This is a genomic window from Afipia sp. OHSU_II-C1 (assembly GCF_000497575.1).
Classification (GTDB): domain Bacteria; phylum Pseudomonadota; class Alphaproteobacteria; order Rhizobiales; family Xanthobacteraceae; genus Afipia.
The window spans coordinates 209,596-230,328 of sequence record NZ_APJI01000004.1 but is presented as its reverse complement, the minus strand read 5'-3'; the positions used below and the strand labels follow the sequence as shown (position 1 = coordinate 230,328).

Below are 20,733 nucleotides of genomic sequence, written 5' to 3'. Positions count from 1 at the left end.
TGGCTATTCCGCCACTACTTTCTAGCGTCATGGGATAAAGTCGATAATTCATGCTGCTCCGCAAAATCATCCCCGGGTGAGGAAAGGCCAATCCAGCCTAAAAGCCTGAAGAAACGCACAAAAATAAACGCAAGATAACCAAACTATACAATCGATATATCAAAATAGACTTGTGCTGTACGCTCTACAATACGTCAAACACTTACGTGTTTTGGCGATTTACACGGTCAGCCGCGCCGTTAGCCCTATCTACAATTTTAGACAATGTGGTCAGCGTTAGTTCCGCATATTTGAATCCAAATGGCGGATTAGCCCCTCGTTTAAACCGTCGAAAAGGGGATCGCGCCTACTCCTTGTGACGAAATGATCCGGTCACGAGCTCGCATATCTCTGCAAGCCGATGCCCGGACACGGGGCGTCACATGTCGGCTTTCAATGTTCTGCGCACGAGCGCACTGTCATTCGTGATTGTTATCAGCACCTTGAGCGGCGTTGCTCACGGGGCGCCTCACGCCGTGCACGATGCGTACAGCGAAGCTATCAAGGACCGGCCGGGCACGGCTACGGAGCCGTTTGGGCTGCCGACCTCGACCCTGGCCGACGGCCCGCTTCGCGCCAAATGGCTGACGGTTGAGCGCTCCATCGCGGCCGAAGCCGAGGTCATTGCCGGCTGCGCCGGCGATCCTGGACACTGCGCATCCCAGCCGGCCCTCCGATTCCTTGAAATCGTGAAGATGGCTTCCAGCCGTGAGGGCCTTGCCCGGTTCGGCGAAATCAACCGCGCTTTCAACCTTGCCATCCGGCCGGTCAGCGATCGTGCTCAATACGGCGTCGAGGACTACTGGCAGTCACCGCTGGCGACACTCGCGGCTGGCGCGGGCGACTGTGAAGATTACGCGATTGCCAAGCTCGTTGCGCTCCGCGCCGCCGGCGTTGCCGCCGAGGATGTTCGCCTTCTGATCATCCGCGAGACCGCAACCGGCGACGACCATGCCGTGGTTGCAGCCCGGTTCGAAGGACAGTGGCGTGTGCTCGACAACCGGACTTTCATCATGCTCGAGGACAACGGTTTCGACAAATACCGCCCGCTCTTCGCGATCGACGCGGAAGGCACGAAACGGTTTGAACAGCCGATGTTCGCGAACGCCGCACAGGTCACGCAGGCGCGCCCGGCCGAGATCGCGCAGCATGAAGTCGCCGCCGGTCCCGGAACATCGGAAACCGCGTTGAGCATGGATAGTTCTGCATTCGACGAGTTCTGTCAGACCCTCGCGATGTAACGGACATCTGACGAGGCCCGGCCGGATTGGCTCACGGTCCGGTTAACTGATCTGTGTCCATCGCTCAGATTTTGGCGATGGTTTTAATGGTCGCGACAAACAACAAGGCAGCGAGTGTAACGAGCAGCCATCCGGGGTTGTCGCACAGGGTCGCTCCCTGACGGCAGACTTCGTCGGCCAGAGCCCAGCCGCGGTTCCGGGTGGCGCCGGCGAGCAGGAAGATGCCGCCCGCGCCTGTGATTGCGAGAATAAGCTGACGCATGGGTCCACTCCTTTCCGACGCCGATGTTCGGCGGGAACAAGTGAATCAATGCTTGTCCGGATTGCCGAAACCCGGGTGTTTCGCGAGAAAATCAGCCACGCTTGAGGGCGGCGGCCTTGTCCATGGCTGCCCCTATGGCGGCGAACCGGCCCTCAACCTCGGTGCGCATCTCAGGATGAGTAAATACATAGAGATCGTTCGCGCGGATCGCAGTCAGCACACGCGCGGCAACGTCCGACGGGTCGAGCCCTGACTGGATCAGTTCGGCAATGTGGGCGACCATCATGCCTAGCGGAGTTGCGGGATCTGGCGTTTCTGTCTGACCGTAATGTTCCGGCCGGTTACGTCCGCTCTCTCCGATCCGCGTGCGGACGAATCCTGGACAGAGGACGCTGACACCGATTCCGAACGGCGCAAGTTGTAGCGCGAGCCCCTCAGACATGCCGACCACCGCGAACTTGCTTGCGGTGTAGGGGCTGAAACCCAATGCGCTCTCCATGCCGGCCATCGAGGCCGTGTTGACGATGTGACCGCCCTCGCCGTGGGCACGGATGTGCGGAACGAAGGTGCGGATGCCGTGCACGACGCCCAGGAGGTTGACATCGAGCACCCATCGCCAGCTATCCAGCGAGATGTTGTCAATTCCGCCGCCAGCGGCGACACCGGCATTGTTGCAAACGATGTGTACGTTTCCGAATGCGTCATATGTTGCCTTCGCGGCGCGTTCGACGCTGACAATATCGGTGACATCGCAGTCGATACCGCGCACCTCCGGACCTATGTTGTGAAGGCTTTTTACCGCAGCGGCCAATGCGTCCGTTTCGATATCGGCGAGCATCACCTTCATGCCGGCTTCCGCAAAGGCCCGGCCGAGTGCGAAACCGATGCCGCTGGCACCTCCCGTCACGAACGCTGTCTTGCCGGCGAGTTCCTGCATGTTTCCCCCAATGATTCTTTTGGCTGACGCCATCATCTCACAATCGGGTGAGCGAGAACCAGCGTCGACGAACAATCATCGCAAGCAACCGATTCAAACATGAAATGTAAATTTGCGAATGTCTTAAAATGGACACGCGCAGGCGTCTTACTTTGATCGTTATCCGTCGCGTCGGGGTGGAACCGCGGAGCACGCGCGTTGCAGCCGTCGCATTTTCGCGGAAAGGAATTTTGCCGATGGCAACACGTCTACAAAGACTTGCAGAATTTGATGGCAATGGCGAACCGTCTCCCGATGAGGCGGTGCAGGTTTTATGCGAGGATAAGAGCGGGACCTATCAGCTTCCCTTCGCATGCCGCCGGGTCAACGGCGAATGGCGCAACAGCGAATCCGGAAGTCTTGTCGAAGCGATGGTCGTCGGGTGGAGGCGGCCCCGGGAGGCGCGATCCTGACTGAAGAGCCGCAGCAGCCTTCAGACGCGATCACGCCCCGCGCCGACCTGATGCTTACTTCTTCGCCTTGGAAGCAGCGTAACGCGCCTTGGTCTCGGCGTTCATGGGATAGAGGCCGGGCAGTTCCGCGCCGTTGTTGACCTCGTTGACGATCCAGCCCTCCATCGCCTCCTGCTCCGGACCTTCCGTCAGGATCAGCTCGAGGAATGCCTGCGGGATCAGCACCGCGCCATCCTGATCGGCCACGATCACGTCATCGGGAAACACGGCGACCCCGCCGCAGCCGATCGGCTCGCCCCAATTGACGAACGTCAGTCCGGCGACCGACGGCGGTGCAGCAGCCCCGTCGCACCATACCGGCAGGCCGGTGCCGAGCACGCCCTCAACATCGCGCACCACGCCATCCGTCACCAGCGCCGTGACGCCGCGCTTCGCCATGCGCGCGCAGAGAATGTCTCCGAAGATGCCCGCGTCGGTGATGCCCATCGCGTCGACAACGGCGATGCAGCCCGGCGGCATCGCTTCGATGGCGGTCCGGGTTGAAATCGGCTTCGACCACGATTCCGGCGTCGCAAGATCTTCCCGCGCCGGCACAAAGCGCAGCGTGAAGGCCGGACCGACCAGACGCTCCTGTCCCGGACGCAACGGCCGCGACCCACGCAGCCACACATTGCGGAGCCCCTTCTTGAGAAGGATGGTCGTGATGGTGGCAGTCGTGATTTTCTTGAGCGTGGCGATGGCTTCAGGCGAGAGCGACATGGGAAAACTCCGGTGTGGTGTGCCACGCCTTTTTGCGAAAGCCCGGCTTGGCGTCAAGGCGACATTCGCGTGACCGGTAATGTCCGCTTATGTGCGGCGATAACACCAACTTATTTGCCATTTGACCTGGAGTATCGGACAAAGGGGCGTCGATATCGAGATCCGGCCCGTCGATGACCCCGCCCCGCATCCTCCCGTCTGGAGACACTGCCTTGGTGGTCGAATTCGGCCGCAGAATCGATCCGGTGGTCAACCGGCAGGTCCTTGCGCTTGATCGCGAAGTCGCCCGCGAAGCCGTCACCGGGGTCACGGAGACTGTTCCGACCTATCGCTCGCTGCTGGTTCATTACGATCCGCTGCGGATCGATTTCGCAACCCTGTCGGAGAAACTGCTGACGCTCGCGCAGCGGCCCGTTCCCGCGCAAGCCGTCATCAGGCGCTGGCGTGTTCCGGTGGTCTATGGCGGTGAGCACGGTATCGACCTCGACGATGTCGCGCGTGCGCATAACATCTCGACTTCCGAGGTGATCGCCAAGCATACCGGCGGCGACTACCGCGTCGCAATGATCGGCTTCACGCCGGGCTTCGCATATCTCGGCGGCCTCGATCCCACCATCGCCACGCCGCGGCGTGAGACCCCGCGGACCGAAACACCGCCCGGCACCATTTCCATCGGCGGCGTGCAGGCCTGCGTGCAGTGCCTCGCCGCTCCAAGCGGCTGGCACCTGCTGGGGCGAACGCCTGTCCGCACCTTCCATCCGCATCGCGATCCGGTGTTCCTGATGGAGCCAGGAGATGCCGTCACCTTCCATGCCATCAAGGCCAATGAATTTGCCTCGCTTGATCGCGCTGCTGAGCAAGGCGAAGCCGTCGCCGAACTGATTGCGTCATGAGCAAACTCGTCGTCGTTACAACCGGGCCCGCAACCTCGGTTCAAGATGCCGGGAGGTTCGGCGCACAACGCTACGGTCTCACCACCAGCGGCGCGATGGACCGTGTGTCGCTGGCGATGGCCAATACTCTTGCAGGAAATTCTCCGCTGGCCGCGGCCATTGAGATCGGGCCATTCGCGACCGCTTTCACGGCACGCAACGGAGCCGTGCGCGTCGCACTATCGGGAGCCGCGCGCGTCGCGGACGTTGCAGGCTCGCCGCTGCTGACGAATGAAACAGCACTGATTGCGGAGGGCGAAACGCTCAGGCTGGGCGCAGCGCGGAATGGCATGTTTAGTTATCTCGCGATCGAAGGCGGCATCGCGGGTGAGCCGGTTTTCGGAAGCCTGTCGGTCAACGCTCGCGCCGATCTCGGCAGTCCCTTCCCGCGCCCGCTGCAGGTGGGCGATGCGCTGGACGTCGGAACCGCGCAGATTGCCCCGCACGAGCGCGCGCTGGATACGTTCGACATTCCACAGGCACCTATTCGCGTCGTGATGGGACCGCAGGATGACGAGTTCGGCGCTGCGTGCGATGTGTTTCTCAACAGCGAGTGGCGGATCTCCGCCACCAGCGACCGCATGGGCTATCGGCTGGAAGGACCGAAAGTTGTTCACCCAGGCGGCCATAACATTGTTTCCGACGGCGCGGTTCACGGCAGCATTCAGGTGCCGGGTAACGGACAGCCCATCGTGCTGATGGCGGATCACGGGACGACCGGGGGTTATCCCAAGATCGCAACAGTGATCAGCTCCGACCTTGGACGATTGGCGCAGGCGCAGTCTGGCGCCATCATTCGCTTCAAGGCCGTCAGTGTCGAGGACGCGCAGACCGAAGCGCGCAAACTTGCGAAATTCATCCACGACCTGCCCGGCCGCCTTCATCCCGCGGGTGGATCGAGCCTCAATCTTATCGAACTGCAAAAGGCCAATGTCGCCGGCGTCGCGGTGAATGCCATCGACGAGCCGTAACCTGATTCACGAGGCGTATCATGAGCGTTGATCTCAACAGCGATCTCGGCGAAGGATTCGGTGCGTGGGACATGGGCAGCGATGACGCCATGCTCGGCCTCGCCAGCAGCGTCAATGTCGCCTGCGGTTTTCACGCCGGTGATTCCGACATCATGCTCAGGACTGCGAAGCTCGCAAAGGAACGCGGCGTCAGCATCGGCGCGCATCCGGGCTACCGCGATCTGCACGGTTTCGGGCGGCGGCCGGTGCCGGGGCTGAAATCGTCCGAGATCGAGACCATGGTTGCCTACCAGATCGGCGCCTTGCAGGCGGTCGCCGCACTGGCCGGTCACAAGGTGACCCACGTCAAGGCGCACGGCGCGCTCTCGAACGTTGCATGCGCAGACGACATGACCGCGCGCGCTATCGCGGCTGCGATCAAGGCTGTTGATCCGAACCTCTATTTTGTGGTGCTACCAAACACCGCGCTGGTCCGCGCGGGCGAAGCCGCCGGGCTGAAGCTGATTTATGAGGTGTTCGCCGACCGCGCTTATGAGGACGACGCGCAACTGATGGCACGAAGCAAACCGGGATCGGTTCTTCATGACGCCGACCAGATCGCGCAGCGTGTGGTTCGCATGGTTCAGGACAATGCCATCACTGCCGCATCCGGGAAAATCATTCCGGTGAAGGTCGATACCGTCTGCATTCACGGCGACACGCCCGGCGCGGTCGACATCGCACGCAGGGTGCGCACTGAACTGGAGAATAGCGGCGTTACCGTCGCGCCGTTCAACTCGCGGCGCTAGCTTCCATCGGTTGAACGACGTCTGTCTGCGCGATCAGCCGCTTCAGTTCCGGAATGCACGAGCCGCAATTGGTGCCCGCTTTCAGTTTTGCGCCGATGTCAGCCGCAGTACGCGAACCTTCCGCGATTGCACCACAGATCGCATTCCGCCCGACGCCGAAGCAGGCGCAGACCACGGGACCATCGCTCGCGACGCCATCCGCTGATTTGCCAGACAGCAGAAGTCGCCGCTGGTCGTCGCTGACCGCTTCTGCAGCGAATGCCACTTTTACCGCGTCCCAATTCAGCGCGTCGGACGCCGGCCCGATAAACAGGCAGGCTTCAAGCATGTCGCCGGAGAACTGTGCCGCGCGGTACACCCCGTGAGCCGCATCTTCGTACTCGGCGACGTGTCCTGTCTCGCCCTGCGCCGCGAGAAAGGTTCTCCAGTTTGTGGCATCGAGATTGCTGGCGAGCAGATAACCATATCCGCCGGTGACCGCCACGCGCGACCACCACACGCCTTTCGGAAACGCCACGGGCTTGCGTGACAACACAAAGCCGCGTTGCGCGAACGCAACCGCCTCGATCGCGACCGGCGTGGCCTTGTTCTCCGGCTGACCGGAGAACGGATCGGTGAACGGCGCAACCAGCGCCCCTATTCGCCCGGACGCAGAATTTTCCTGACTCCAGTGAATTGGCGCGAACAGCATGCCGCGCTGCTGCCGCTCGCTGACGACGACCTTCAGGATGCACTGCCCGAGATCGGTCGCAAGACGCGCATAACCACCGTCAACGATGTCAGCCTGCGCGGCGTCGGCCGGATGAATCTCCACATATGGTTCGGGCAGATGCTGACCGAGACGCGGACTGAGACCGGTGCGCGTCATGGTGTGCCACTGGTCGCGGATGCGTCCGGTGTTGAGCCGCAGGGGTCGCGCCGCCGAGATTTCTCCGCGGAGCACCGGCACGTCCGGCGCGATAAAGTGCCCCTTGCGATCCGGCGTGAAATATCGCCCGTCGGCGAAGAAGCGCGACTGCGGTTCTGTCGTTCCTTTCGGAGCCGGCCACATGAACGACGGCATCGTGTCGAACTCATCGTCGGCAACCGACGCCATCGCCCCGATATCGAAATCGCGGCTGCCGCCATTTTCAAACGCCGACAACTCGACGTGCTCGCGGAAAATGTCGGCGGCTGAGTTATAGGCGAATGCCGCGCCGTAACCGAGGCGCTTCGCAACCTCGCTCATGATCCACCAGTCCGCTTTCGCCTGCCCCGGTGGCGGCAGGAATGCGCGCTGACGTGAGATCCGCCGCTCGGAATTGGTCACCGTACCGGACTTCTCGCCCCATGCATGTGCGGGCAGCAGCACATGTGCGCCGGAATTGATGCTGTCGTTGGACTGCACATTCTCGGAAATCACCAGCAGATCGAGCTTGCGCATCGCTGCGCGCACGGCGTCCGCGTTCGGCAGCGACACGGCGGGGTTGGTGCCCATCACCCACAGCGCCTTAATCTCGCCGCGGCCGATGGCCTGGAACATCTGCACCGCCTTGAGCCCTTCATGGGTGGCGATGTGCGGTGCTTTCCAGAACCGGCGTACGCGGTCGATGTCCGGCGGCGTGAACCCCATATGGGCGGCGAGCTGATTGGCGAGACCGCCGACCTCACGGCCGCCCATGGCGTTCGGCTGACCAGTCAGCGAGAACGGTGAAGCCCCCGGCTTGCCGATACGCCCGGTCGCGAGATGGCAGTTGATGATCGCATTGACCTTGTCGGTCCCTTGCGCCGACTGGTTGACCCCCTGCGAATAGAGCGTCACGGCACGCGGCGTTTTGGCAAACATCTGGAAAAAAGCCGCGACGTCGGATTCGGAGAGGCCCGTCGCGAGCGCAGTCGCGGGAATGCTGCCGGCAATGCTGCGCGCCTTCGCCAATGCTTGATCGAACCCGGCCGTATGCTCCTCGATGTAGGCGCGGTCGAGCGCGCCGTTATCCGCGAGGTATGTCAGCAGTCCGCTGAACAACGCCGTATCGGTACCGGGCTTAAGACCAAGAAACAGATCGGCGTCGCCTGACGTCTCGGTCTGACGCGGATCGATGACCACGATACGCGCGCCTCGCGTCTGCTTGTTGGCGATCATCCGCTGAAACAGGATCGGATGACACCACGCTGCATTGGACCCGACCAGCACCAGCAGATCGGCCTGGTCGAGATCTTCGTAGCAACCGGGCACCGTGTCCGAGCCGAAGGCGCGGCGATGCCCTGCGACCGACGAGGACATGCAGAGCCGCGAGTTGGTGTCGACATTGGCCGTGCCAATGAATCCCTTCATCAGCTTGTTGGCGACGTAGTAATCCTCCGTCAGCAACTGGCCTGACAGATAGAAGCCGACCGATCCGGGTCCATGCTTGGCGATAATGTGCTGAAGCCGGTTGGCGATGTGATCCAGAGCATCGGTCCACGCCACCTGCTCAAGCTTGCCGTTCGAGCAGCGGATCATGGGATCCAGCAATCGCTCGCCGAGGCCCAGAGTTTCGCCAAGCGCCGAGCCCTTGGAACACAGCCGGCCGAAATTCGCCGGATGTTCGGGATCACCCGCGATTGTCGCGCCGCCCTTGCCGTCGGGCGCGGCGATTACGCCGCAACCAACGCCGCAATAAGGACAGGTGGTTTTTGTGGGAGCGAGGGATGGACCGGCGTTTGTCATGCGGTTCCCCGCACGACAAACGGATCAGAGGTCAGAACGGATGGTACGAGAGCGTGCCGAACACGATGGCAGCGATCAGTGCGAGCGCGCTGTAGACCGCGAGCGTATGAACGCGATCGTCCGGCTCCGCTTGGGCGGAGGCCGCCCGGGCATGGGCTTCTATTCCAGACGCAATATCGCTCATCGCCGATCTCCAACCGATCACGTGAGACGATATTGAATTGCTTTATCAGCCACTTACAAGGCGCGCCGCGAAAAGACGATAAACTTGCCCCGCCCTGCGCCACAGGAGAGAAAATTCCTCCCCTGACGGTCTGCAGAGGATGAACTGTCTCCGGCGGAACCGGCGATTTACCCCTGCCTGCCATCAATAGACGTCCTGCTGATAGCGGCCCTTCTTCTTCAGATCGGCTACGAAGGCGATCGCTTCGTCCGTCGATCGCGCGCCGAACTGCGCGGTGATGTCGACCAGCGCGCGCTCGACATCCTTCGCCATTCGCTTGGCGTCACCGCAGACATAGACATGCGCGCCGTCCGCCAGCCAGTTCCACAGCTCGCGGCCAACCTCGCGCATCCGATCCTGCACGTAGAATTTCTCTGCGCCATCGCGCGACCAGGCCAGCGACAGCCGCGTCAGCAGACCGGATGCCTTCATCGCGTTCAACTCATCGGAATAGAAGAAATCGTATTCGCTGCGCTGATGGCCGAAGAACAGCCAGTTTCGGCCCGGCGCCTTGGTCGCCTGCCGGTCATGCAGGAACGCGCGGAACGGCGCGATGCCGGTGCCCGGACCGATCATGATGATCGGCGTGTTCGGGTCCTGCGGCAGGCCGAAGCCATGCGCCTTCTGAACGTAGACACCAAGCTGCTCGCCGGGATTGATCCGCTCGGCGAGAAACGTCGATGCAAGGCCAAGGCGCTTGCGTTTGCCGATGACGTAGCGCACCGCATCGACGGTCAGGGACAGCTTGCCCGGCGTGGCGTTATGCGACGACGAGATCGAGTACAGCCGTGGCTGCAATGGCTCCAGCGCCTCGATGAAGGCTTCGGGATGCGGTCGGACGCCGGCAAACTTCTGCAATGCCGCCAGCACGTCGAGATTGGCTGCATCGCCGTCCGGATCATCGCCCGACGCCAGCGCCCGCGCCTTCTCGCGCTGTGCGCCGCCGGTCACGAACGAAATCAGCTCGAACAGCGTATCCGGCGCAGGAGACAGGGACACATCGTTGAGCAAGACCTCGCGCAGCGGCTTGCCGTTCACTTCCGTCATGTGCGACGCGCCGAGCATTGCAATGATCTGGTCCACGAGACCGAGATCGTTGGCGGCGAACACGCCGAAGGAGTCACCGACGACATAATCGAGACCAGCCTGCGAAAGGTCGAACTCGATGTGCCAGGTCTCCTTTTCCGAGCCGGGCTTGTTGACCAGGCGGCGCGACAGGAAGGAAGCCTTTACGGGATTGTCACGCGATCGGCCCGGTTCTCCCGTCGGCGCGGCGGCGACAGGCGCTGCGGCGGGTGCACTCGCAGGCGCTGATGCGGCAGCGGGCGCTTTCTCGAGCTCCTCGTAAAGAGACTTGAGCATCCGTGCGGTTTCCTTGCCGCCCGGAACGCAGAGGTTGAGCCGTGCCTCGGACTTGTTGGCGATCACCTCCGAATAATCGTGGCAGTTGTAACCGCACTGGCCGCAATCCTGCTGCGCCATCGCCGCCATCATCTTGCGGCGGATCGGACGCCCCTCGGCAAGTTTCATGCGCTCCGCGATAGGCATGGTCTGATCGTGCCATGGCGCTTCGCCGTCATCGCCATCGCCAACGGCGCCATTCATCACCGCCGCGCCCTGCTCCGCCGACAGCGGCGTCACGGCGTTGTCAAGCGACACGAGACCGGCAAAGAACCCATTGAGCCAGGAACGCTGCTCCTGCGAAAACGGCGCGGTTTCCGGAATGATCTGAAGCTGCGCAGGAGGTGTAATCTGGTTCATCACACAGCCTCCAGTTCGGTCATGCGCTTGAGGTCGTCGATCTCGGTTCGCTTGGCGAAAGCGATAAACGTCTCGTCTTCGGAGGCACGATTGGCGACATACGCCTTCAACACACGCTCGACGGTACGCGGTGCATCCACCGCCTTCACGTTCTGGAACAGCTCGCGGCCCATCGTAGCTTCGGTACCGAACCCGCCGCCCACCAACAGGTGATACCCATCGACGGTGTCACCATCGTCATTGATCGGAACACGTGCACCGATCAGGCCAATGTCGCCGATATAGTGCTGCGCGCATGAATGGTGGCATCCGGTGAGATGAATGTTCACCGGCGTTTCCAGCGGCACGCGCTCCTCACACCACGCGGCAATCTCGTCGGCGCTCTCCTTCGTGTGAGCCGCGGCGAAGCGGCAACCGGTCGCTCCTGTGCACGCGATCAGGCCGGCACGCAGTGCGGACGTCGTTGTCGCCAACCCCAAAGCCTCGATGGCAGCGGTGACGGTCGCAACGTTGCCGTCCGACACTCCGGAAATCAGCAGATTTTGCCAGACCGTAAGACGGATATCGCCATCGCCGAAATCCGCCGAGAGCTTTGCAAGTCCGCGAATTTGCTCCGGTGACAACCGTCCGAGCTTCAGCGCAACGCCAATCCAGTTCAGGCCTGCCTGCTTCTGCGGGTGCACGCCAATATGGGCCAGGCGATCATAGGCCGGGCGCGGTGCGATGGCTTCCGCGGGGACACGCGCCAGCTTGCGGCCGAGCTTCTCCTCGACGGCGGCGAGAAACCTGTCGAAGCCCCACGAGTCCAGCACGTACTTGAGCCGCGCCTTGTTACGGTTGGTCCGGTCGCCGTGTTCGATGAAGACGCGCACGATCTTGTCGGCAACGTCGGTCGCTTCCTGCGGCTTCAGAATGACGCCGGTGTCGCGGGCGAAATCCTTATGGCCGGTGATGCCGCCCAGCGCCAGCCGGAAGTAAATGCCGGGCTCGACACCGTGACCATCAAGCACCTCGACGGCCTGAAACGCGATGTCGTTGGTCTCTTCCAGAGTCGCAATGCGCCCTGCTCCGTCGAACGCCACATTGAACTTGCGCGGCAGGCCGTACAGCGAACGGTCGTTAAGAATGTGGAAATGCCATTCGCGGGCATAACGCCGCGTATCGAGGATCTCCTGCGAATCGATTCCCGCAGTCGATGTACCGGTGACGTTGCGGATATTGTCAGCGCCAGAACCGCGCGAACAAAGACCGAGATCCTGCAACCCCTCGATGATGTTGATTGCGTTCTTCGGCTCGATCTCGCGAAGCTGGAGATTGGCGCGCGTGGTTACATGCGCATAAGGGCCGGCGAAATTCTCGGCGAGATCGGCCACACCTGCGAACTGCCAGTGCTTGAGGATGCCGTTCGGAATCCGCATGCGGCACATGTAGGATGCCTGCGTCGGCGCAACGTAGAAGATGCCGTAATAGCGCCAGCGGAAATTGTCCGGCGGCTTCGGCGCTTCGTTGTTCTCCGCCTGCTTCACCAGCCGCGGATAGGCATCGAACGGATGCTCCTCGCGCTTGAATTTCTCCTGATCGTTGAGCTTGCCGCCAGCGGCAACGGCGCGGTCCTGTGCCTTGATGTGAATGGCGTCAGGCCCAACCGGCTCGGACTTCGTCGGCGCATTGGTGCGTGCAACACGCGAGGCAGAGAGCCCTGACACGAATCCTTCGAGATATCGCTTCTGGTCCGGAGAAAAATCGCTGGACATGTCTCATGCGGCCTTCGGTTGTGCAAGCGCGCGGCCGAACATCATGTCGCCACGGATCGCTTCGATGGACGCCGTTGTCCTGATCAGTTCGAGGTACCAGAGCGCGTCCTGCGTATCGCCGACCAGGACCGCTCCCTTGAGGCGGCCATCGGCCACCACAAGCTTCTTGTAAGTGCCACGCCGTTCGTCATTGAACACAAGCGTCTCGGCGCCGGACTCGCCGAGGAAATCGCCAGCCGAAAACACGCTGACGCCGGAAACCTTCAAATTCGTGGAAACGACGCTGCCGTTGTACTGCGCCGAACCACCCGCAAGATGATCGGCAAGGACCCGCGCTTGCTCATAAGCGGGTTCAACGAGCCCGTAACACGTGCCGCGATGCTCAGCACATTCACCGAGCGCAAACACATCGGCATGGCCCGTCCGCAACTGATCGTCGACGACGATGCCGCGATTGACCGGCACGCCAGCATCCTTCGCCAGCGCGACATTCGGCCAGATGCCTGCGGCGAACACCACGGCGTCGGCGGCGATCACCCGCCCGTCCGACAGTTCGATACCCTGTGTCGTGTCTTCGCCGAGGATCTGTTTGGTGTTGGCGCCAAGCAGAACTTCAATGCCCTTGCTTTCCACCAGCCGCTTCAACAGCGCTGCCGCCGGCGCATCGAGTTGCCGTTCCATCAGGCGGTCCATCAGATGCAGCAACGTCACCTTCGACCCCGCCTTGGCAAGGCCGTAGGCTGCTTCAAGACCGAGCAGTCCGCCGCCAACCACCACCACGCGCTTCTTCTCACGTGCCAGTTTCAGCAGCAGATCCACGTCACGGCTGTCGCGAAACGTATGAACGCCCGGCAGGTCCGCGCCGGGCACATTCAGCCGGATCGCAGTAGAGCCCGTGGCAATGACCACCTTCGAGAACGGAACGGCTGCGCCGTTCGCCAGATGAATCATGCGGTCCATCAGATCAACAGAGGTGGCGGCGCAGCCGTATGTCAGCGTGACGCCGCGATCGCGCCACCACGAGGCCGACCGTAGTTCGATCTCCTGCGAGGTAGCCTCGCCCGCCAGCACCGACGACAGCAGCACGCGGTTATAGGCCAGCCTCGGCTCGTCACCGATCACGGCAATGGCGTAACGGCCGAGTGCGCGCTTCGCCATTTCGTCGACAAAGCGGGCTGCGGCCATTCCGTTGCCAATGATGACAAGAGGTTCGCTCACGTCACGTCCTCACACCAATGCCTCGATCAAGCCGCCTCGACGAAACGATGACGCTCATAGAGGAATTCGAGGACGCGCTGGCGGCACTTGAGGTAGATCGGGTTGGACGCCAGTTCGAGCCGCTTGCGCGGGTGCGGCAGCGGCACGTCCAGCACTTCACCGATTCGTGCGCTCGGGCCGTTTGTCATCATCACAATGCGGTTGGACAGCAGCACGGCTTCATCGACGTCGTGGGTGATCATCATCACCGTGTTGTTGAGCTTCTGGTGCAGCGCCATCACCGAATCCTGGAGATGGGCGCGGGTCAGAGCATCGAGCGCGCCGAACGGCTCGTCGAGCAGCAGGACCTTCGGCTCCATCGCGAGCGCACGGGCGATGCCGACGCGCTGCTTCATGCCGCCCGAAATTTCCGAGGGACGCTTGTCCTTGGCATGGGTCATCTGCACGAGATTGAGGTTATGCAGCACCCATTCATCTCGTTCGGCGCGGGTCTTGCTCGATCCGAACACCTTGTCGACGCCGAGGCGGACGTTGTCGTAGACCGTCAGCCACGGCAGCAGGCTGTGGTTCTGAAACACCACGGCGCGATCCGGGCCCGGCGAATTAACCTCGCGGCCTTCGAGCAGCACGCCGCCCTGGGTCGCCGTCGTCAGCCCGGCGACGATGTTCAGCAGCGTGGACTTGCCGCAACCGGAGTGACCGATAATCGAGACGTAATCGCCCTGCTCCACAGTAAGATTGATGTCTTTCAACACCTCGCTTTGAGTAGAACCGCGGGTGAAGACCTTATCGACATGATCGAGCTTGAGATAAGCCATTGTCATTCTCCCTCAGCTTGCCTGAACGCCGCGCGTCGCGATGTTGCCGACGAAGGCAACCATGCGATCGAGCACAAATCCGACGATGCCGATGTAGGCAAGCGCCACGAAGATGTCGGACAGCCGTGATGAATTCCACGCGTCCCAGATGAAGAAGCCGATGCCGACGCCGCCGGTGAGCATTTCAGCCGCGACGATCGCGAGCCACGACAGGCCGATGCCGATGCGCAGACCGGTGAAGATGTAAGGTGCCGCCGACGGGATCATGATCTTCCAGAAGAATTCGAGCGGATTCAGCCGAACCACGGCGGCGACGTTGCGATAGTCCTGCGGAATATTGCGGATGCCGACCGCGGTGTTGATGATGATCGGCCAGATCGAGGTGATGAAGATCACAAAGATTGCCGATGGATTGCTGTCACGGAAGGCCGCGAGCGAAATCGGCAGCCACGCCAGCGGCGGAACCGTGCGCATCACCTGGAAGATCGGATCGAGACCGCGCATCGCCCAGACTGACTGGCCGATGATCGCGCCGACCAGCACTCCGACCACGCTCGCAAGGCCGAAGCCGACAGCGACGCGCTGAAGTGATGTCAGCACGCGCAGACCGAGACCGATATCCTGAGGCCCGGCGACGAAGAACGGATCGATGATGAGGTCCTTGGCATCGGCCCAGATGCGGGACGGCGACGGCAGCGTCGCGCCCGGCTTCATGCAGAGAATCTGCCAGACGCCGAAGATCAGGACGAGCATGATGAACGGCGGGACCACACGGGCCGCCAGCGCACGTAAATTCGGAAACAGCGTGTCCGTCAGAAAACTGCGTGATGACTTCGGCAGCGGGACGACCGCTGCGGTCGAAGCCGGCGACGGCGCCGGTGTCGGAAGAGTGCTGGTCGTTTTGGCGAGCGGCATGTTCATGAGATTGCCTCGGTTGTGTTAGGTGCGAGGCCGCCCCTGCGTGGGGCGGCCCGCAGGGTCTCAGGCATCGATACGCTTGATCGACAAACTCTTGAGGTACGCCGACGGATTTTCAGGATCGAAGACCTTGCCGTCGAAGAAGGTTTCCTTGCCGCGCGACGTGCTGGCCGGAATGTCGGCCGCGGCGACGCCGAGCGCCTTGGCTGCCGACTTCCAGATGTCTTCGCGGTTGACCTTGTCGACCAGCGCCTTGACGTCCGTCGTCGGCTCGAACTTGCCCCAGCGGATGTCTTCGGTGACGAACCATGCGTCATGGCTCTTGAACGGGTAAGACGCGTGGTCCTGCCAGAACTTCATGAACTGCTTGGTGCCCTTCTCGACGCGGCCGTTGCCGTAGTTGATGTCGCCGTTCGCGCGGCCGATGATGTCGGCGACCGGCACGTTGAACCACTGACGGCGTCCGACGATCTCGGACATTTCGGCGCGGTTCGCGGGCTTGTCGCACCACTGCTGCGCTTCCATCACGGCCATCAGGATGGCCTGTGTCGCCTTCGGATACTTGTCGGCATATTCGGCGCGAATGCCGAGCGCCTTCTCCGGATGCTTGGACCAGATCTCGCCGGTCGAACACGCCGAGAAGCCGATGCCCTGATTGACGAGCTGTTCGCCCCACGGCTCGCCGACGCAGAACGCGTCCATGTTGCCGACCTTCATGTTCGCCACCATCTGCGGCGGCGGAACGACGATGGTCGAGACGTCCTTGTCGGGATCGATGCCGCCGGCAGCGAGCCAGTAGCGGATCCAGAGGTCGTGGGTGCCGCCGGGGAAGGTCATGGCGACCTTCACTTCCTTGCCTTCGGCCTTCTTCTTGGCGAAGGCTTCCTTCAGCGCGGATGCGTCCGCGGTGACCTTGAGATCCTTGTAGTCGTTGGAGACCGAGATCGCCTGCGCATCGAGATTGAGGCGTGACAGGATGTACATCGGCGTCGGCACGTTGTTCTGCGTCACCTTGCCCGCCGAAATCAGATACGGCATCGGCGTCAGGATGTGTGCGCCATCGATGCCGTTCTTCTCGCCACCGAGGACGAGGTTGTCGCGCGTCGCGCCCCAGGACGCCTGCTTGGTGACTTCAACGTCCGGCACGCCATGCTTTGCGAAGATTCCCTTTTCCTTGGCGATCACAAGCGGCGACGCGTCCATCAGCGCAATGTAGCCAAAGATCGCCTTGGTCACTTCCGGTCCGGCGGTCTGCGCGAATGCGCCGCCGGGGAAATTCAACCGCGCCGCCGCCAGCAATGCCGCCGTTCCCGCACCGGCCTTGAGCAGCGCACGGCGGCTCATCTTGCTGTCCATCGCCATTCCCGCTTTGCCCCGCTTCGTGATCTTGGTCATCGTGTCTGGTGTCCTTGTCCGGTTGCCATTGTCCTGTTGCCTTGTCGGTCCGCCTGCGCTCACGTCCTCGTCGCCCAAACAAAAAGCCGCCCTCGAGGTGCGCGAGTGCGGCTCCTCGAGACAGCGGCGTTGCTGCGTGGCTCATCGTGGAGCCGTAGGCCTTCGTCCTGACCTGCAACTACCTATTCAAGGATCGTGCCAGCCGCGTGCGACGCAGCAAATTCATATTTTTCAGGGAGTTATGTTGGTGCCCTTGCAGAAGGCAGCTACCTTTGCGGGCCTGCCCCGACGGCAAATGCCTGTTTTTTGCGCGGCGCACAAAATTTGTGCAGGTAATATTGAACTAGGAATCGCTGCTAGGGCTGACGCCGCTTTATGGCGACTGAGGCAAGATGCGCGCTGACGTTATTGGCGTCGAACGACGGACCATCAAAGGCCCCTACGCCGTCCTGGACGCTGTGTACCGGCACCTTCTGTACCCCGAGGGCCGCGTCGTAAAGATCAGGCCGGAAGACCTTTTTCGCAGTCTCCAGCGCCTCCGGTGAATAAGCCGCCTGCCCCCAGCGAACCATCTGGGCGTAAAGCCATGCAGCCTGCACGGGATCGGGCCGCGCCGCGCCCTCGCGGCCGATCAGGAGATAGCGCCCGCTTTCGCGGAATGTCCCGTCGGGCGAGATCTTCAGCCGTCCGTCGAGCGTGCGCCGGATGACCTCGGGATCGACGCCTATCCGTTCAGGAGCCCCCAGAATGCGGGACACCTCGGCCCGGTTATCCGGATTTTCTATGAAATCTGCGGCACGTCCATGCGCGCGCGTCAACTTTGCGAGGGTTTCCGGATTTTCCAGAGCCCACCTCTCGCGCACCGCCAGCACCTTTTCCGCTGCGCGTTCGAGAATGTCCGAGACGTAATGCAGAATGTGCCCGACGCCGAGATCGACCGCGACCGAGTTCCACGGCGCACCGACGCAGAAGGCATCGACATGGCCATTGGCCAGGCTGTCCACCATGTAAGGCGGCGGCAGCACCACCAGCCGCACGTCCTCGTCCGGATCGACGCCACCGGCCGCCATCCAGAACCTGAGCTGGTAGTTGTGGGTCGAGAACGGGAACGTCATGCCGAACGTCAGCGGTTCGCCCCCGCTCTTTCGCCGGGCTGCGACAACCCGCGCCAGCGCCTTCGCGGTCACCAGTGGATGGGCCGGGTCACCATCGGCCTCGCCGATGATCGCGGCGTGAAGCGCCGGGGACACCGTGATGGCATTGCCGTTCAGCCCGAGATTGAAGGGCGTAACGATCGGCACCTTGACCTGGGACAGGCCGAGCGTCGATGCGATGGCGACCGGCGCCAGCAGATGCGCGGCATCGAACAGGCCAATGTTGAGCTTGTCGCGGACGTTCGACCACGACACTTCGCGTACCAGCGTGACGTCGAGGCCCTCAGCCGCGGCGAAGCCCTTGTCCACGGCAACGATCAGCGCGGAGGCGTCCACCAGCGGGATGAATCCGATCCTGAGCGGTGTATCTGTCATTTCAACAACTCCGCCGCGGTAATGATCGATTGGGCGATTTCGCCGATCTTCTTTTTCTCGCGCATGGCGGTGGAGCGGATCAGCACATAGGCCTCTTCCTCAGTCAGCCCCTTCGCCTTCATCAGCAGGCCCTTGGCGCGATCGAGAATCTTGCGGTCTTCCAGCGCCGACTTGGTGCGGTCCAGCTCGTCCTGCAATTTGGAGAAGGCGTTGAACCGCGAAATGCACAGGTCGAGGATCGGTTTGATCCGCTCCTTCTTGAGCCCGTCGACGATGTAGGCCGACACTCCGGCCTCGACCGACTGCTGGATTGAGGCGGCGTCGCTTTGGTCCACGAACATGGCAATCGGCCGCCGCACCGCGCGGCTGACCTGGAACATCTGTTCCAGAACGTCGCGGCTGGGGTTTTCAAGGTCGATCAGGATGACATCTGGATCGATACGATAGATGCGCGCCAGGAGATTGTGCATCTCCGGAATGTGCTCCACACTGGTAAAGCCCGCGTCGCGCAGCCCCTCCTTGAGGATTGCAGCTCTGATCGGGCTTTCGTCGACGATAACTATCTTGAACGACGAATCCGCAGCCATTCAGTACTCGCATTCCGGCAAAACAGTCCTAGCATGCCCGCCCGCTCGGCTTAAAGCCTTGTATTTAGGGCAGATCAGGGATAGCTCCTGCATTCTCCCAACAGGTCGGAAGCTATGGAACAGGGCGTCGCCCCAAAAGTCAGTTTTGTGTCGCTTGGATGCCCCAAGGCTCTGGTGGATTCCGAGCGCATTATCACGCGGCTGCGGGCCGAGGGTTATGAACTGGCGCGCAAGCATGACGGCGCTGACCTGGTGATCGTCAACACCTGCGGGTTCCTCGACAGCGCCAAGCAGGAATCGCTGGGCGCCATCGGTGAAGCCATGGCCGAGAACGGCAAGGTCATCGTCACCGGCTGCATGGGCGCGGAACCGGAACAGATCGAGAAGGCCTACCCGAACGTTCTGTCGATCACCGGACCGCAGCAATACGAAAGCGTGCTCGACGCCGTGCACCGCGCGCTGCCGCCGCTGCACAACCCGCACATCGATCTGGTGCCCCCACAGGGCATCAAGCTGACGCCGCGCCACTACGCGTACCTGAAGATTTCCGAAGGCTGCAACAACCGCTGCACCTTCTGCATCATCCCGAAGCTGCGCGGCGATCTGGTCTCGCGGCCAGCCAACGACGTGTTGCGTGAAGCCGAGAAGCTTGTCGCGGCCGGCGTCAAGGAATTGCTGGTGGTGTCGCAGGACACCTCGGCCTACGGTGTCGACATCAAGTATGCGACCAGCATGTGGAAGGACCGCGAGGTCCGCGCGAAGTTCTTCGACCTGTCGCGTGAGCTTGGCGAACTCGGCGCGTGGGTGCGGCTGCAGTACGTCTACCCCTACCCACATGTCGATGAAGTCATCAGCCTGATGACCGAGGGCAAGGTGCTGCCCTATCTCGACATCCCGTTCCAGCACGCCTCGCCTGACGTGCTGAAGCAGATGCGCCGCCCGGCGTCGCAGGACAAGACGCTCAATCGCATCAAGAAGTGGCGCGAGGAATGTCCGGATCTCACGCTGCGCTCGACCTTCATTGTCGGCTTCCCCGGCGAGACCGATTCCGATTTCCAGTATCTGCTCGACTGGCTCGATGAAGCGCAGATCGATCGCGTCGGCTGCTTCAAGTACGAGCCGGTCGCGGGCGCGACCTCGAACGCCATCGAGAACCCTGTGCCGGACGAGATCAAGACCGCGCGCTGGAATGCGCTGATGGCACGTCAGCAGAAGATTTCCGCGCAGCGCCTCAAGCGCAAGGTCGGCACCCGTCAGCAGGTCATCATCGATGAAGTCGGACCGACCGTGTCGAAGGGACGCTCGAAGGCCGACGCGCCGCAGATCGACGGCAATGTGTATGTGTCCAGCCGCCGCCCGTTGAAAATTGGCGACATCGTCACCGCGAAAATCGATCGCGCGGATCAGTACGACCTGCACGGGACCGTGGCGCGGTTCTAAAAGACTTCTTCGTCATTGCG

At 62.0% G+C, this 20,733-nt stretch carries 19 protein-coding genes; 6 read left to right on the top strand and 13 right to left on the bottom strand.

The genetic code is table 11. The features are described from left to right. Positions 1-422: 422 nt before the first annotated feature. Entirely contained in the window at positions 423-1,280 is an 858-nt protein-coding gene (locus I554_RS0103145; protein ID WP_024577982.1) for a transglutaminase-like cysteine peptidase, read from the top strand. Positions 1,281-1,344: 64 nt separating this feature from the next. On the opposite strand, the gene I554_RS0103140 is transcribed toward I554_RS0103145, so the two are convergent. Together I554_RS0103140 and I554_RS0103135 are read right to left on the bottom strand one after the other, a co-directional pair. Then, positions 1,345-1,542 carry a hypothetical protein gene (locus I554_RS0103140; protein WP_024577983.1) on the bottom strand — a complete coding sequence of 66 codons (198 nt, stop codon included), beginning with the start codon at positions 1,540-1,542 and terminating at the stop codon, positions 1,345-1,347. A 91-nt stretch (positions 1,543-1,633) separates the two neighbouring features. Further along, positions 1,634-2,479, bottom strand: coding sequence for an SDR family NAD(P)-dependent oxidoreductase (locus I554_RS0103135; RefSeq protein WP_024577984.1), 846 nt, complete (start codon positions 2,477-2,479; stop codon positions 1,634-1,636). Between the two features lie 236 nt (positions 2,480-2,715). Between I554_RS0103135 and I554_RS27545 the strand changes: the two genes are divergently transcribed. Continuing rightward, positions 2,716-2,931: a hypothetical protein gene (locus I554_RS27545; protein ID WP_024578158.1), complete on the top strand. Its 216-nt coding sequence runs from the start codon at positions 2,716-2,718 to the stop codon at positions 2,929-2,931. A gap of 54 nt (positions 2,932-2,985) precedes the next feature. Here the strand turns inward: I554_RS27545 and I554_RS0103125 are convergent, their stop codons facing one another. Further along, positions 2,986-3,690, bottom strand: coding sequence for a ribonuclease activity regulator RraA (locus tag I554_RS0103125; RefSeq protein WP_024577985.1), 705 nt, complete (start codon positions 3,688-3,690; stop codon positions 2,986-2,988). A 173-nt stretch (positions 3,691-3,863) separates the two neighbouring features. On the opposite strand from I554_RS0103125, the gene pxpB reads away from it, so the two are divergent. The 3 genes from pxpB to I554_RS0103110 are packed head-to-tail and all read left to right on the top strand — an operon-like array spanning position 3,864 to position 6,381. Next, positions 3,864-4,583: a 5-oxoprolinase subunit PxpB gene (gene pxpB / locus I554_RS0103120; protein WP_024577986.1), complete on the top strand. Its 720-nt coding sequence runs from the start codon at positions 3,864-3,866 to the stop codon at positions 4,581-4,583. Beyond that, a complete protein-coding gene (locus tag I554_RS0103115; protein ID WP_024577987.1) occupies positions 4,580-5,593 on the top strand; it encodes a biotin-dependent carboxyltransferase family protein in 1,014 nt (337 codons plus the stop codon). The genes pxpB and I554_RS0103115 overlap by 4 nt, the downstream gene beginning before the upstream one ends. Positions 5,594-5,613: 20 nt before the next feature. After that, a complete protein-coding gene (locus I554_RS0103110) occupies positions 5,614-6,381 on the top strand; it encodes a 5-oxoprolinase subunit PxpA (protein ID WP_024577988.1) in 768 nt (255 codons plus the stop codon). On the opposite strand, the gene I554_RS0103105 is transcribed toward I554_RS0103110, so the two are convergent. The 10 genes from I554_RS0103105 to I554_RS0103060 form a co-directional block, all read right to left on the bottom strand. Beyond that, positions 6,365-9,070, bottom strand: a complete 2,706-nt coding sequence (locus I554_RS0103105) for a nitrate reductase (protein WP_024577989.1) — start codon at positions 9,068-9,070, stop codon at positions 6,365-6,367. The two genes, I554_RS0103110 and I554_RS0103105, sit on opposite strands and share 17 nt — an antisense overlap. A 31-nt stretch (positions 9,071-9,101) precedes the next feature. Then, positions 9,102-9,254: a hypothetical protein gene (locus I554_RS27160; RefSeq protein WP_192817726.1), complete on the bottom strand. Its 153-nt coding sequence runs from the start codon at positions 9,252-9,254 to the stop codon at positions 9,102-9,104. A 183-nt stretch (positions 9,255-9,437) separates the two neighbouring features. Further along, positions 9,438-11,054, bottom strand: a complete 1,617-nt coding sequence (locus I554_RS0103095) for a sulfite reductase subunit alpha (protein WP_024577990.1) — start codon at positions 11,052-11,054, stop codon at positions 9,438-9,440. After that, positions 11,054-12,808, bottom strand: a complete 1,755-nt coding sequence (locus I554_RS0103090) for a NirA family protein (protein WP_024577991.1) — start codon at positions 12,806-12,808, stop codon at positions 11,054-11,056. Before I554_RS0103090 ends, I554_RS0103095 begins: the two co-directional genes overlap by 1 nt. 3 nt (positions 12,809-12,811) lie before the next feature. Further along, positions 12,812-14,026, bottom strand: a complete 1,215-nt coding sequence (locus I554_RS0103085; protein WP_029659913.1) for an FAD-dependent oxidoreductase — start codon at positions 14,024-14,026, stop codon at positions 12,812-12,814. Between the two features lie 26 nt (positions 14,027-14,052). Continuing rightward, positions 14,053-14,844, bottom strand: coding sequence for an ABC transporter ATP-binding protein (locus I554_RS0103080; protein WP_024577992.1), 792 nt, complete (start codon positions 14,842-14,844; stop codon positions 14,053-14,055). A 12-nt stretch (positions 14,845-14,856) separates the two neighbouring features. Then, positions 14,857-15,765: a nitrate ABC transporter permease gene (ntrB, locus tag I554_RS0103075; protein WP_024577993.1), complete on the bottom strand. Its 909-nt coding sequence runs from the start codon at positions 15,763-15,765 to the stop codon at positions 14,857-14,859. Between the two features lie 60 nt (positions 15,766-15,825). Continuing rightward, positions 15,826-17,157 (bottom strand): CmpA/NrtA family ABC transporter substrate-binding protein, encoded by a 1,332-nt coding sequence (locus tag I554_RS0103070; protein ID WP_024577994.1) that lies wholly within the window; start codon positions 17,155-17,157, stop codon positions 15,826-15,828. A gap of 356 nt (positions 17,158-17,513) precedes the next feature. Continuing rightward, entirely contained in the window at positions 17,514-18,686 is a 1,173-nt protein-coding gene (locus I554_RS0103065) for a CmpA/NrtA family ABC transporter substrate-binding protein (RefSeq protein ID WP_024577995.1), read from the bottom strand. Then, the gene (locus I554_RS0103060) at positions 18,683-19,273 is read right to left on the bottom strand and encodes an ANTAR domain-containing protein (RefSeq protein WP_024577996.1); all 591 of its coding nucleotides are present in this window, start codon (positions 19,271-19,273) and stop codon (positions 18,683-18,685) included. Before I554_RS0103060 ends, I554_RS0103065 begins: the two co-directional genes overlap by 4 nt. Before the next feature lie 114 nt (positions 19,274-19,387). Here I554_RS0103060 and rimO point away from each other — a divergent pair, with 114 nt between their 5' ends. Beyond that, the gene (gene rimO / locus I554_RS0103055) at positions 19,388-20,713 is read left to right on the top strand and encodes a 30S ribosomal protein S12 methylthiotransferase RimO (protein ID WP_024577997.1); all 1,326 of its coding nucleotides are present in this window, start codon (positions 19,388-19,390) and stop codon (positions 20,711-20,713) included. Positions 20,714-20,733: the final 20 nt, after the last annotated feature.